The sequence below is a fragment of the Rhodococcus shunpengi genome (assembly GCF_048381395.1).
GTDB lineage: Bacteria > Actinomycetota > Actinomycetes > Mycobacteriales > Mycobacteriaceae > Rhodococcus.
In genome coordinates this window covers 73,148-86,800 of sequence record NZ_JBLWIU010000005.1, presented here as the reverse complement: position 1 = coordinate 86,800, position 13,653 = coordinate 73,148, and the positions used below count along the sequence as shown (strand labels likewise).

12 protein-coding genes are annotated in these 13,653 nt (G+C 66.8%); 2 read left to right on the top strand and 10 right to left on the bottom strand.

The features are described from left to right. Window positions 1–46: 46 nt before the first annotated feature. From ACNJ7K_RS00585 to ACNJ7K_RS00560, 6 genes are all read right to left on the bottom strand, one after another. A complete protein-coding gene (locus ACNJ7K_RS00585; protein WP_487040982.1) occupies window positions 47–1,111 on the bottom strand; it encodes a YeiH family protein in 1,065 nt (354 codons plus the stop codon). Beyond that, a complete protein-coding gene (locus ACNJ7K_RS00580) occupies window positions 1,101–2,699 on the bottom strand; it encodes a long-chain-fatty-acid--CoA ligase (protein ID WP_487040981.1) in 1,599 nt (532 codons plus the stop codon). Before ACNJ7K_RS00580 ends, ACNJ7K_RS00585 begins: the two co-directional genes overlap by 11 nt. A gap of 13 nt (window positions 2,700–2,712) precedes the next feature. Further along, complete coding sequence (locus tag ACNJ7K_RS00575; protein WP_487040980.1) at window positions 2,713–3,324, bottom strand: RBBP9/YdeN family alpha/beta hydrolase; 612 nt, start codon at window positions 3,322–3,324, stop codon at window positions 2,713–2,715. A gap of 53 nt (window positions 3,325–3,377) precedes the next feature. Then, window positions 3,378–4,430: a beta-keto acid cleavage family enzyme gene (locus tag ACNJ7K_RS00570; protein WP_487040979.1), complete on the bottom strand. Its 1,053-nt coding sequence runs from the start codon at window positions 4,428–4,430 to the stop codon at window positions 3,378–3,380. 53 nt (window positions 4,431–4,483) lie between these two features. After that, window positions 4,484–5,332 (bottom strand): TauD/TfdA dioxygenase family protein, encoded by an 849-nt coding sequence (locus ACNJ7K_RS00565; protein ID WP_487041008.1) that lies wholly within the window; start codon window positions 5,330–5,332, stop codon window positions 4,484–4,486. A gap of 94 nt (window positions 5,333–5,426) precedes the next feature. Further along, entirely contained in the window at window positions 5,427–6,401 is a 975-nt protein-coding gene (locus ACNJ7K_RS00560; RefSeq protein ID WP_487040978.1) for a quinone oxidoreductase family protein, read from the bottom strand. 166 nt (window positions 6,402–6,567) lie between these two features. On the opposite strand from ACNJ7K_RS00560, the gene ACNJ7K_RS00555 reads away from it, so the two are divergent. Both ACNJ7K_RS00555 and ACNJ7K_RS00550 read left to right on the top strand, forming a co-directional pair. Beyond that, on the top strand, window positions 6,568–7,578 hold the full coding sequence (locus tag ACNJ7K_RS00555) for an AraC family transcriptional regulator (protein ID WP_487040977.1): 1,011 nt from the start codon (window positions 6,568–6,570) through the stop codon (window positions 7,576–7,578). Window positions 7,579–7,761: 183 nt separating this feature from the next. Continuing rightward, complete coding sequence (locus ACNJ7K_RS00550; protein ID WP_487040976.1) at window positions 7,762–9,162, top strand: MFS transporter; 1,401 nt, start codon at window positions 7,762–7,764, stop codon at window positions 9,160–9,162. A gap of 33 nt (window positions 9,163–9,195) precedes the next feature. Here ACNJ7K_RS00550 and ACNJ7K_RS00545 read toward each other — a convergent pair whose 3' ends face one another. The 4 genes from ACNJ7K_RS00545 to ACNJ7K_RS00530 all read right to left on the bottom strand — a co-directional run bounded on the left by ACNJ7K_RS00545 (window position 9,196) and on the right by ACNJ7K_RS00530 (window position 13,647). Further along, window positions 9,196–9,633 carry a type II toxin-antitoxin system Rv0910 family toxin gene (locus ACNJ7K_RS00545; protein ID WP_016695006.1) on the bottom strand — a complete coding sequence of 146 codons (438 nt, stop codon included), beginning with the start codon at window positions 9,631–9,633 and terminating at the stop codon, window positions 9,196–9,198. A 96-nt stretch (window positions 9,634–9,729) separates the two neighbouring features. Continuing rightward, window positions 9,730–11,364 carry a solute symporter family protein gene (locus tag ACNJ7K_RS00540; protein ID WP_159416561.1) on the bottom strand — a complete coding sequence of 545 codons (1,635 nt, stop codon included), beginning with the start codon at window positions 11,362–11,364 and terminating at the stop codon, window positions 9,730–9,732. After that, window positions 11,361–11,726, bottom strand: a complete 366-nt coding sequence (locus ACNJ7K_RS00535; RefSeq protein ID WP_159416562.1) for a DUF485 domain-containing protein — start codon at window positions 11,724–11,726, stop codon at window positions 11,361–11,363. The genes ACNJ7K_RS00540 and ACNJ7K_RS00535 overlap by 4 nt, the downstream gene beginning before the upstream one ends. Window positions 11,727–11,850: 124 nt before the next feature. Further along, window positions 11,851–13,647: a sodium/solute symporter gene (locus ACNJ7K_RS00530; protein WP_487040975.1), complete on the bottom strand. Its 1,797-nt coding sequence runs from the start codon at window positions 13,645–13,647 to the stop codon at window positions 11,851–11,853. Between the last annotated feature and the right edge of the window lie 6 nt (window positions 13,648–13,653).

The window sequence follows — 13,653 nt, the reverse complement described above, 5'->3', positions numbered from 1 at the left end:
GCGACACCGAACGTTCCGCTGTGCCGGCAAGCCGGGCGCGGACCGTTCAGCTCAGCAGGAGGGCGCCGACGAGGGCGATCAGCATCACCCACAGCGTGGAGGCAGCAGCGACTACGAACGGTCGTAGTCCGATCGAGCGCAGCAGTCCCACACGAACCCCGAGGCCCAAGCCGAACATGGCCGTGGTCAACAACGCCGACTGCACGAGCGCGGCCTGTTCGAGCACGACGTCGGGCAGCACGCCGGAGGACCGCACCGCCACAGCTACCAGGAATCCGATCACGAACACCGGCACCAGCGGCGGCTGCCGCCCGATCGTGTCCTTGTGGGCGCCCTCCTCGCGACCGCGCCGTCGACGGACCACGCCCAGATATGCCATCACCGGGGCCAGCATCAGGACGCGGGCGAGCTTGACCACGGTGGCGACGGCGAGGGCTCCGCCACCCATCATGCCGCCGGCGGCGACGACCTGCGCGACCTCGTGGATCGCCCCGCCGGCGAGGATGCCGGACTGCCGGTCGTCCATCCCCAGCACTCCTACCAGCAGCGGAACACCGGGGATCATCAGTGTGCCGAAGACGACGACCAACGCGATCGAGGTGATCACCTCGTTGCGCCTTGCGTCGACGACTCCGTCGGCGGCAGCCACCGCCGCGGCGCCGCAGATCGAGAATCCGCACGAGATGAGGACCCGCTGAGTCCACGAAAGTTCGAGGACCCGCCCCAGGTACATCGTCCCGGTGATCCCGGCCGCGACGATGACCACGACGAGCGCGATGACACCCCACCCGAGGGTGAGGATGTCGTGGAAGACCAGTTGGAGGCCGAGCACGGCGATGCCGAGGCGCAGCAGCCGCTTGGTCGAGAAGTCCACGCCGGGGCCGATCCACGCCGGGACGGGGATCAGATTGGCCACCAGCGCTCCGAGCACGATCGAGATCAGCATCGGGTTCACGGCGGGGAGCAGTCGGCCGAGCACGATCGCGATTGCAGCGCCGGCCGCGCACACCCCGATACCCGCGACGAGGGCAGCCGCGCGGGGACGCGCACCCCTCGGCGTCGACTCCGGCCGCACGACGTCCTGCGGCGCCGACGTAACCTCACCCGACATCCGGCGAACCCTGACTCGTCGACACCGTACCCGTCGATACCGCGCCTGTCCGTACCGTGGTGACGAGTTCGCGCTTCAGGATCTTTCCCGTCGCGGTCGTCGGAAGCGTCGTGACGATCTCGATCGAGCGCGGATACTTGTATCCCGCCATCCGATCGCGGCACCAGGAGATCAATTCCTCTTCCGTGATCTGATCCCCTGCCTTGAGGACGACGAAGGCGCCGACCTCCTCGCCGTACACCTCGTGGGGAACGCCGACGACCGCTGCGAGCGACACTGCCTCGTGGGTGATCAGTACTTCCTCGATCTCGCGGGGGTAGACGTTGAAGCCTCCGCGCACGATCAGATCCTTCGCGCGATCGACGATGTAGTAGAAACCGTCCGCGTCCCTGCGAGCGAGGTCGCCGGTACGCAGCCAGCCGTCCCGCATCACTTCGGCGGTGGCATCCGGCCGGCCGAGATATCCGGACATGACGTTGTGTCCGCGCAGGGCGAGTTCCCCGATCGTGTCGGTAGCTGTGACGGTGTTCCAGTCGGCGTCGACGAGGCGGGCCTCGACTCCCCACACCGGGACTCCGATCGATCCGGGCCGCGGGTCGCGTTCCGGATCGCTGAACAACGCGAGCGGAGACGTCTCGGACAGCCCGTAGCCCTCGAGGATCCGGACGCCGAAGCGCTCGGAGAACCGGGTGAGGATCTCGACGGGCAGGGCGGCGCCACCGGAGATCGCCCGGCGCATCGTGGCGGCGATCCGTTGCACGTCGACCGCCTCGTCCACCGCATCGAGCAGAGCCCAGTACATCGTCGGGACCCCGGCGAAGACGGTGACGTCCTCCTCGATCATCAGTGTCAGTGCGGTGCGGGCATCGAAACGTGGCAGGAGAACCAGCGTGGCCCCTACCGACAGTCCCGCGTTCATGGTCACGGTCTGGCCGAAGGAGTGGAAGAGCGGCAGGGTCACCAGGTACGTGTCGGGGCACATCGGAGTGCTGTCGAACAGGCGGTTCGCGGTGAGTGCGTTGGTCACCATGTTGGAGTGGGAAAGGCAGGCTCCCTTCGGTTTTCCTGTGGTTCCGCTGGTGTAGAGGATCACCGCCGTGTCCTGCGGATCACGTACCACCGACGAGCGGACATCCGATACTTCCCCCAGCGCAGTATCGAGACTGTCCGCACCATCGAGTCCGCCGACGACGAACATGTCGCGACACTTCGGTGCTGCGGCGAAACCGGCACGACCGTATTCACCGATGGGCAGGTCGGGTCCACCTTCGGAGCAGAAGAACGCCCGGGCGCCGGAATCCTGCAGATGGTAGGTGATTTCAGGTCCCTTGAGCATGATGTTCAACGGCACCACGACGGCGCCGGCCTTGAGGATGCCGTAGTAGACGATCACGAACTCCGGCACGTTGGGGATCGACATCGCCACGGTGTCGCCCGGCGCGATTCCACGCGCGATCAACAGGTTGGCCACCCGGTTCGCTCGGGCGTCGAGTTCGCCGTAGCCGATCCGGGTGTTCCCCAGCACCAAGGCGTCCCGGTCGGGATACCGGCGGGCGGAATCCTCCAGGAGAACGGACAGGTTGAGCATCGTTGGTTCGCTTTCAGGATTCGGACGGGACGGGGGCGGTCTCGTGCGTTGTCGCTCCGGACCGCTGGAGCAGTTCCTGCAGGAACAGATCGGCGGCGGGCCAGTCGCCGAAGCCGGACGCGGGATTCAGATGCCCGACCTCACCGAGGTCGACGAATCGACTCCCCCACGCCTCCGCCAATCCTGCGACCCGGCGCCGGTCCGCGAGTGGATCGTTGCTGCTCGCCGCAAGGATGCTCGGGAAGGGAAGGCGGCGACGCGGTATCGGGAGCCAACCGCCTCGATCGAGGTCGGCCGTGGTCGGATACCCTTCGGGGAGCGGCTTTTCGATATCGACCGGTGTTGCGAGCAGCGCACCGAGAACCGGTCTGGTCGATGCGTGGGCCCAGTGCACGGCGATCAGGACGCCGGCACTGTGCGCGACCAGCACGATCGGACCGTCGACGTCGCCGACGACCGCGTCGAGCGCGGCGATCCGTGCGTCCAGGCTCAGTCGGTCGTGGTCGAGCGGGGGTACGGTGCGGACCCGGTCGAGCCGATCGGCGAGCAGTGTCTGCCAGTGGTCGGCGACGTGGTCGCGCAGACCGGGCACGATGATCACGGTCGGTTCGGTGTCGTCGTTCATCTCTCCGAAACTTTCTTGGCGCGGTGCATTTCCGAGCGGGGGGCCACTGGGTGTCAGCTGTGGTGGGTGAAGCCGACCTGACCGGGGCGGCGGTTGGGGGCGTAGCCGAGTTTGGCGAGCGTCTCGTCGGCGTCGCGGTAGGTTTCGCCGATCCGGTAGATCTCGCGGGCTTCCTTACCGGTGGCGACTTCCCGGCCGAGTTCGCCGACGAGCCGAACCAGTTGCCGGATCTGCTCGACCGAGGTCATCCTCTGGCCCTTGCGCCCCCAGAGAGTGTCCTCGTTGCCGCAGCGGGTGTGCAGCCCCATGGCGATGGCCATGGTGTTGACCGGCAGCACCGAACGCATGAGGGTTTCGAGTGTCAGGCAGGCACCGTCCGGGACACGCTGGATGAAGTTCATGATGTTGTACGGGTTCGGGCCGTCGAAACCGCCGCCGATCCCCACCCAGGTCAGGTTCAGCGGACCGGTGTAGATGCCGCGTCGAATCAGGCGTTCGACGGTCTCGAGCTGCGGGATCGACGACAGCTGGAAGTGCGGCTGGATGCCGGCGGCCTGCAGGCGTCGCAGGTGCTCCTCGACCCATTCCGGCCCGGCGGGCACGGTCATCTCCCGGTAGGTCACCGCGAGTTCCGGACGCTCCATCGAGGTGCCGGCGATGTCGTCCGCGGTCATGAGCTCCATGATGTTCATCTGGCTCGTGTTGATGGCGATGGTCACCTGGTCCGGCTTGGGATCCAGTTCGGCGAGCATGTGCCGAACATCATCCGAGAGCCACTTCGCTTCGGCACCTTCACCTTCCGGCGCGAAGGAGATCGATCCTCCGACCTGCAGGATCATGTCCGGCACCGCTTCGCGCAGGCGGGAGAGCAGTTCGTTGAACTTCGACAGTCGCTTGCTGCCCTTGCCGTCGAGTTCGCGAACGTGGATGTGCAGCACCGTGGCTCCGGCCTCGTAGCAGTCCACCGCCTGCTGGACGTGCTCGTCCATCGTCAGCGGCAGGTCTTCCGGGAAATCCTCCGGTTCCCATTCGGGTCCGTACGGGGCGGCGGTGATGACCAGCTTCTCCTGGCATTCGGGGAACAAGGCATCGTCGTGGAAGTGCATCGTGGTCTCCTGTGGATCGGGTCGTGCGTGATGAGGGAAGGAAGTTCTCGGAGTCAGAAGGGACGATCGCCGGCGATTCCGGCGCGCTCCATCCTCCGGACGGCAGGCCAGTAGTCCTGGACCGCGTAGTGCTGGGTGGACCGGTTGTCCCAGATCGCCACGCTGTTCGGCGTCCATCGCCACCGGACCTGGTACTCGGGGATCGTCGCCCGGCTCTGCAGGAACCGGAGCAGCTCGCCCGCCCCGGGTGCATAGTCGATACCGCAACGGACGTTGTCGGCCGTATGGAAATTCGTGAAGTGTGTGGTGAAGCTGTTGACGAACAGGACCTTCTCGCCCGTTTCGGGATGGGTGCGCACGACGGGGTGCTCCGCGTCCGGGAACCGGTCCTTCAGCGCGAGTCGCTTGTCGATCGGCAGTCGCGCACCGAACGATGCCTCGATGCTGTGGCGCGCGCGCAGCCCGGCGATCTGTTCCTTCACGTGCCCCGGGAGCTGCTCGTAGGCGAGTGCCATGTTCACCCAGATCGTGTCGCCACCGACGGCGGGACCTTCGACGCATCGGAGCACCGATCCCATGGGCGGGTTCTCCCGCCAGGTGGCATCGCAGTGGTAGGAGTTCTCGAACGCCTCGGGTGGGCTGTCGAGGTCCTTGTAGATGCGGACCAGGCCGGGATGTTCCGGATCGCTGCCGAGTACCGGATGGTCCTCGAGCGAGCCGAAACGCTCGGCGAGGGCGACGTGCTCGGCCCTGCTCATCTCCTGGTTCCGGAAGAACAACACCTTGTGTTCGAGCAGCAGCGCCTTCAGTTCTGCGAATCGTTCGTCGTCGCGAGTCACCTCGGCGAGGTCTACACCGTGCAGTTCTGCGCCGATACTGCCCGTAAGCGGTCGTGCGTCCATTGGGAATCGGCGACGTGCCTCGTCCCGGACATGAGCGTGGTCGGTGGTGGTCATGACGGTCTCCTGGGCGTGAGGGGGTGGATCGGGCCGAAGGTCAGAGCGAGAACACCGACGAGCCGACGCTGATGCCGGCTTCGAGGTCGCGGTGTGCTCGTTCGGCGTCGGCGAGGGCGTATCTCTGGTTGATCTCGATATCGATGTCTCCGGCCGCGACCTGCGCGAACAGCTCGTTCGCCAGTTCGGCTCGCTCGACCGGATCGGCGATGTAGTCCGCAAGCGCGGGCCGGGTGACGAACAGCGAGCCCTTGACCGCGAGGTCCATGGCGCTGATCGGTGGGATCGGGCCGGAGGCCGTTCCGAACGCGACGAGCAGGCCTCGGCGGGCGAGGGAATCGAGCGAGGAACGATGGGTCGAGGCCCCGACGCTGTCGAACACGACCGGCACACCCGCTCCGTCGGTCAGCTCGCGCACTCGTTCTGCGATGTCCTCACGGGTGTGGACGATGACCTCGGCACAACCGTAGGACCGAGCGACCTCCGCCTTCTCGTCAGTGGACGTGGTTCCGATGACGTTGATTCCCAACCGTTTCGCCCATTGGCAGAAGATCAGGCCGACGCCCCCGGCTGCGGCGTGCAGTAGGACCGTGTCGCCGGCTTCGAGTGGGTGGATGCGGCGCAGGAGGTACGCCGCGGTCAGGCCGCGCATGGTCATCGCGGCCGCGGTGTCGAAGGGAATCGCGTCCGGCAGTGTGATGAGGTGTGCCGCGTCCATCACTCGTTCGGTGCTGTATGCACCGAGCGGGCTTCCCGTGTAGGTGACACGGTCGCCTACACGGAAGTCGGTGACGCCGGGGCCGACCGCCTCGATCACACCGGCGGCCTCGACGCCCATTCCCGCCGGCAGTGGCGCCGGGTACAACCCCGTACGGAAGTAGGTGTCCGCGAAGTTCAGGCCGACGGCTTCGTGCCGGATCCGCACTTCGTCGGGGCCGGGGTCGCCGACCTCGACGGTTTCCCATTCGAGGACGTCGGGGCCGCCCGTCTCGTGGAAGCGGATCGCGTGTGCCATCTGTGTTCTCCTTGGATGTCGGGCGTTCTGCTACCGCGGAGGGGGTGTGACGCCGATAACACGACACTAATGAGCGAGCATCCGAAATACTTATCCCTACGGGACATATTTGTTGCCATTCGGGGACAACCGTTCCCCGATCACCGAGAGATCCAGGAGACGCGCGATGACGCTGCCGAAACCCTTGGCGCGCTACGCAACACTGACGGGATTCGTCGAACTGGCCCGCTCGCTCTCGGCCGATCCGATCGAACTGTTGCGCAGCGTCGAACTGGACCCGTCCGGACTCGACCTGCAGGACCGGTGGGTACCGGCAGCGTCGATCGTCCGCTTGCTGGAACTGTCCGCCGCCGTCACCGCCCATCAGGATTTCGCACTGAGACTCGCCGAACGACGACGCCTCTCGACCCTCGGCCCCTTGAGCGTGGCCATCCGCGACGAACCGAACGCCCGCAGCGCCCTGCGCATGTTGATCCGTTTCCAGCACACGTACAACGAGGCGCTGTTCATCGACATCACCGAGCGTGACGGACTGTCGACGATCGTGCTTCGCGTCGAACCGGGCGAACCCATGCCCGTGCGCCAGGCCACGGAACTTGCGGTCGCCGTCATCCACCAACTTCTGCAGTACCTGCTCGGCGACCGCTGGCGGCCCGTGTCGGTGTGTTTCGAACACGGCCGGCCCGGCGACGACAGCACGCACCGTCGCGTCTTCGACACTCCCCTCGTCTTCGACGGCAACTATTCCGGAATCGTTGTGTACACCGGCGATCTGGATCTACCCAATCGCCTCTCCGATCCCGTCCTCCGCAGTTATTCGCAACAGGTCCTCGACGACCTCTCCGCATCCGAGACCCCCACGCTCGAGCGGCGGGTCCGGGAGCTCGTCGAACTGTTGTTACCGACCGGGCGCTGTTCGGTCGACCAGGTGGCAGCGAGTCTCGGTGTGGATCGACGCACCGTTCACCGGCACCTGGCCGGATCGGGACAGACCTTCACCCGGGTCGTCGACGACACCCGGGCCGAACTCGCCCAGCGGCTGGTGACGAGCGGGCGCCACACCTTCGCCGAGATCTCGGAAATGTTGTCGTTCTCGGCCCCGAGCGGGTTCTCGCGTTGGTTCACCCGCCGTTTCGGCATGACTCCCCGAGAGTGGCGCAAACGCTCCGAAGCCTGAATGTCCCGAATTGGACAGAGCCGTGTCCCGTCGGGATAAGTGAACACCTCGCACACCCACTACTGTGATGTGCACCACGACGATGGCGAACCGGCGTGCACGCCCCGCCGCCCCCTTCTCCGCGTGAGAGTCGTGGAACTGCTCGGGTCCCGCCCCACCCCCCCTTTCCTCCGAGGAGCTCCTATGGGAATTCTCCCCACCCCGATCGACACCTCCGCCGCACCCTCCCTCGAATCTCCGGACGATACAACGAATTTCGTCGATCCGGCACACGAGAAGCGTCCACGCCGTCGGATCGCATACCCCTGGTTGGTCTTCGCGCTGACCTTCGCACTGCTGCTCTCGGACTACATGTCGCGCCAGGTACTCAGCGCGGTCTTCCCGTTCCTGAAAGCGGACTGGGCACTGTCGGATTCGCAACTCGCGTCGCTCACCAGCATCGTCGCCCTGATGGTCGGCCTGCTGACCTTCCCACTGTCGCTCCTCGCCGATCGGTGGGGCCGGGTACGGAGCCTCACCCTGATGGCGGTGATCTGGAGTATCGCGACGCTGTTCTGCGCCGTGGCAGCCAACTACGAACAGCTTCTCGTCGCCCGCTTCCTGGTCGGGGTCGGCGAGGCCGCCTACGGCAGCGTCGGAATCGCCGTGATCCTGAGTGTCTTCGTCCCGCGGGTCCATTCCGCACTCAGCGGCGCCTTCATGGCCGGCGGCTCGTTCGGTTCGGTCATCGGCGTCGCGCTCGGTGGCGTCATCGCGGTGCACCTGAGCTGGCGGTGGTCGTTCGCAGCCATGGCGGTGCTGGGCCTGATCCTCGTCGCCCTGTTCCGCGCCCTCGTCACCGAAGGCAGGTTGGCAGCGCACAAGGCCGGTCAGGACACGGTACCGACCGGATCGTCTCCTCGTCCGGATTCGTCACCCCCGATCCGGGTCCCGATCTCCACACTGTTCACCAGCCCCGCCGTCTGGTGCGCCTACCTCGGGGGCGGCCTGCAGATGTTCACCGCTGCCGTGTTGCTGGCCTGGACGCCCAGCTTCTTCAACCGCGAGTACGGCCTCGCCCCCGACAAGGCCGGGATGGTCGCGTCGATCTTCGTATTGCTGATCGGCACAGGCATGGTGGTGTGCGGGATGATCACCGACCGGGTCAGCCGCAGGAACCCGTCGGCGAAGTGGACCAGCGCCGTCGCGTTCTGCATCGTCTCGCTCGTGTCCCTCGGAATCGGATTCCAGCTGGCACCCGGCCCGGCGCAATTGACCCTCATCGGGATCGGCGCCTTCTTCGCCGCCGGGTCCTCAGGTCCCACGGCGGCCATGGTGGCACGACTGACCCACGAGTCGGTGCGGGCCTCCGCGCTGGGCACTCTCACCGTCGCCAACAATGTCCTGGGGCTGGCGACCGGACCGTTCGTCGTCGGGATCCTCGCCGACCGTCTCGGCCTGCTCGCCGCACTACAACTGACCCCGCTCGTGTACGCACTCGCGATCGTGGCGCTGCTCTTCGGTAAGCGATGGTATGCAAGCGGCGTGGAACGGCTGCACCGTCGGAGCGCGGCCGCATCGGATTCTCACCTACCTGTTCGATGAGACCGGGGCGTCATGTCACGCTGCGCCGGGGTGTCAGTTCCCGCCGTAGCGGCGCGCGAAGGTGTCGAGCGACGACTGCAGGTCGCCGTGCAGGGCACGCGCCACCCCCGACCCGATCGGACCGAACAGGGGTGCACCGCCGAGGTCGATCTTCATCGACAGCGTCGAACCGTCCCCGCGGGCGGCGACGGCGAGCCGCATCGAGAACTTCGTGCCGCCCTTGCCGGTTCCCTTCAGCACCACGTGGTGCGGCGCGTCCAGTTCGACGATGGTCCACGTGACGCGGTTGCGCATGCCCTTGACGGATACCACCGACTGCAGGGTGGTGCCCTCGGCGAGGGTGTCCGGCAGGTCGCTGCGCCACCCGTCGTGGATGCTCAGCCACTCCCCGAACGATTCGAGGCGGGAGGCGTGTTCCCACGCTGCGTGCGGGTCGAGCGGAAGGTCGGTGGACACTTCGAGTTTCGCCATGGTCCGCAACAGTAGACGGTCCGTTCCGCCGGCGGGGCACCCCGACACGACGGTGGCCCGCCCCCGGATCGGGAGCGGGCCACGCGGCGCAGAGGATCAGTGGGAGACGGCCTTCTCCACACCGACGCCGGTGAGCGAGCGGACCTCCATCTCCGCTTGCTTGTACCGGTCCTCCTGCTTGCGGCGTCCGACGTAGGTGCCGACGACGCCGAGCGCGAACGCGAGCGGGATGGACACGATGCCCGGGTTCGACAACGGGAACCAGGAGAAGTCCACGTTCGGGAACATCGCCGAGGGTGCACCGGACACCGCCGGGGAGAACACGATGAGCACGAGGCAGCTGATCAGACCACCGTAGATGCTGAACAGGGCGCCGGTCGTGTTGAACTTCCGCCAGAACAGCGAGTACAGCAGGGTGGGCAGGTTCGCCGAGGCGGCGACCGCGAAGGCCAGGGCCACCAGGAAGGCGATGTTCTGTCCCATGGCGAGGATGCCGAGGACGATCGCCACCAGACCGATCACGACGACCGTGATCCGCGAGACCCGCACCTGCTCGTCCTCGGTGGCGTTGCCACGCTTGATGACACTGGCGTAGATGTCGTGGGCGAAGGACGCCGAGGCGGTGATGGCCAGACCGGCGACGACCGCGAGGATCGTGGCGAAGGCGACGGCCGAGATGATCGCGAGGAACAGCGTGCCACCGAGTTCGAAGGCCAGCAACGGAGCCGCCGCGTTCTCCTTGCCGGGAGCGCCGAGGATCGCGTCGGGGCCGACCATCTTCGCGGCACCGTAACCGAGCACCAGGGTGAACAGGTAGAAGGCGCCGATGAGGGCGATGGCCCAGGTGACCGAGCGACGTGCTTCCTTGGCGGTGGGCACGGTGTAGAAGCGCATCAGCACGTGCGGCAGACCGGCGGTGCCGAGGACCAATGCGATGCCGAGCGAGAGGAAGTCGATCTGCGACATGTTGCTGATGCCGTACTTGGCACCGGGGGCGAGCACGTCACGCTGGGCGACGGCCTCGTTCGACGAGCTCGACACCATCGCCTGGGCGTCGGCGAGCAGCTGCGAGAAGTTGCCCCGTACCGCGAACAGGACGAGCACGAACATCAGGCCGGCACCGGCGATGAGCAGCACGGCCTTGACCATCTGCACGTAGGTCGTGCCCTTCATGCCACCGATCAGTACGTACACGATCATGAGCACACCGACGACCGCGACGACGATGGCCTGGCCGGCCTTGCCCTCGATGTCGAGCAGCAGCGCGACGAGTCCGCCGGCGCCGGCCATCTGTGCGAGCAGGTAGAACAGCGACACCGCGAGGGTCGAGAGCGCCGCCGCCATGCGGACGGGACGTTCCTTGAGCCGGAAGCTCAGCACGTCGGCCATCGTGAACCGGCCGGTGTTGCGGAGCAGTTCGGCGACGAGCAGCAGGGCGACGAGCCATGCGACGAGGAAGCCGATCGAGTACAGGAAGCCGTCGTATCCGTAGACGGCGATCGCACCGGCGATACCGAGGAACGAGGCGGCCGACAGGTAGTCGCCGGCGATGGCGAAGCCGTTCTGCGGGCCGGAGAACTGGCCGCCGCCGGTGTAGAAGTCGGAGGCCTTCTTCGTCGTGCGGCTGGCCTTGATGACCAGGCCCATCGTCACGACGACGAACGCGACGAAGATGGCGATGTTGAGGATCGGGTTGCCGACGTCGGCCCCACTCTGCGCGAGAACGGTCACTGCAGGGGTCCTTCCAGTTCCTCGCGGATCGCGGCGGAACGCGGATCCAGCTCACGGCCGGCGAACTTCACGTAGACAGCGGTGATCACGAAGGTCGTGACGAACTGGCCGAGACCCAGGATCAGCCCGACGTTGATGTTGCCGATGACCTTCGTCGCCATGAACTCGTCCGCGTAGGTGGCGAGCAGGACGTACAGGGCGTACCAGGCCAGGAAGAACGCCGTCACCGGGAACACGAAACGGCGCAGACGGCTGCGCAGTTCCTGGAACTCCGGGCTCTCCTGCATCGTGACGAACTCCTGCGGCGTCGGTATCCGTCGCTGCTGGGGTACGCCACTCTCGCTGAGTGGTGCTGTGGTCACTGCCGACTCCTTGGTCGTCGTGTGAGGTGAGGATGATCACAACGCTAATGAGACGGCTGTCACACGAACAGAGGAGACAAGAGGTGGAACGACGAGGGGTGCCCTCGTGCGACGAACGGTCGCGTCACCGCGACGAACGGCGACTCTTCCCGGCGTCACGGCCCCGTTCACCGAACGCGCCGAGTTCGCGGTCGCGGCCCATCCCGAGCCGCTCGGGCACGTGCATGCGGGAGAAGGTCCTGCCGACGTCGCGCGGGATCCGCCGACGCGTCAGCAGACTCACCGTGATCATCGTGAGAAACGCCAACGGCACGCTCAACGCCGCCGGATAGGCGGAGAGCACCGTCGGCCACCCGGCCGCCACCGACGGATCGATCGGCAGCAGCACGGTCGCCAGGGCTGCACCGCCCGCGACGAGACCACCGACCACCATCCCCGCCGCCGCGCCGATCGCGGTGAGGCCGCGCCACCAGATCCCCAGCACCAGCAGCGGACACAGCGTCGACGCGGCGATCGCGAAGACCTGCCCGACCGAACGCGACAGGTCGAGAGAGGTCACCGACAGAGCGAGCACGAGCGGCACCACACCGGCGAGCACCGCGGCCACCCGGAAGTCGCGCACCCGGCCGCGCAGCACGTCCGTGGACAACACGCCGGCGACACTCACCAGCAGTCCGGAGGACGTCGACAGGAAAGCCGCGATCGCACCCGAGGCGACCAGCGCCGCGAGCAACTGCCCACCCCAGCCCGACAGCACCGACCCCGGCAGCAACAGCACTGCCGCATCGGAGCGTCCGGTGATGAGCAGCTGCGGGACGTACAGGCGCGCGAACACCCCGAGCAGCGTGGGGAACAGATAGAACAGCCCGAGCAGGCCGATGACGGCGAACGACGTCATGCGCGCCGCCCGTCCGTCGGGGTTGGTGTAGAAGCGCACGAGCACGTGGGGCAGACCCATCGTGCCCAGGAAGGTCGCGAGCATCAGCGAATACACCTGGAACAGCGGATGTTCGCTGCTCGCCCCCAGCCCCGCCCCCGGCGACGACCAGGTGTCGTTGTCGGTCGGTGCACCGGCGACCACCGGCACCGGTGACCCCGCGTCGAGGACCAGTTCGGTTCCGGCCCCGAGGACGTGCTCCCCCGGTTCGAGTTCGAAGACACCCGCGACCGGCCGGCCGTCGATCTCCCCGGTCGCCACGACGGGGAGCGTCTCGGCGACCTGCACGACCACATCGATCGTCACGTCGACGGTGGTGGTCTCGGTGACGGTGGGCGGCACGGGTTCGTCGACACCCCGGTGGTCGCCGACGAAGTGCAACGTGAGGACCAGGGCGGGCAGGGCGACCGCGGTGAGTTTGAGCCAGTACTGGAAGGCCTGCACGAAGGTGATCGACCGCATCCCGCCACCGACCACGTTGGCCACGACGATCACCCCGACCACGGCGACGCCCACCCAGTCGGGCACTCCCAGAAGGATGTTGAGCGTGAGTCCCGCGCCCTGGAACTGCGGCACCAGATACAGGATGCAGATGATCGCCACGACCATCATCGACAGCGTGCGCAGCCACTTCTCCCCCAGCCGGAACTCCGCGAAGTCCGGGACGGTGTAGGCGCCCGAACGTCGCAGCGGCGCAGCGACGAACAACAGCAGACCCAGATAGCCGGCCGTGAAACCGACGGGATACCACAGGGCATCGGCACCGAACTTCGCGACGAGCCCGGCCACCCCGAGAAAGGATGCCGCCGAGAGGTATTCCCCGGAGATGGCTGCGGCGTTCCAGCGTGGGCCGACGCTGCGGGAAGCGACGAGGAAATCCGAGGTGGTGCGCGCCATCCGCACGCCGTACACACCGATCGCGACGGTGGCGATCGCCGCGGCGACGAGACCGACGACGGTGACGACGGGAATCGATCCGCTCATGGGGTC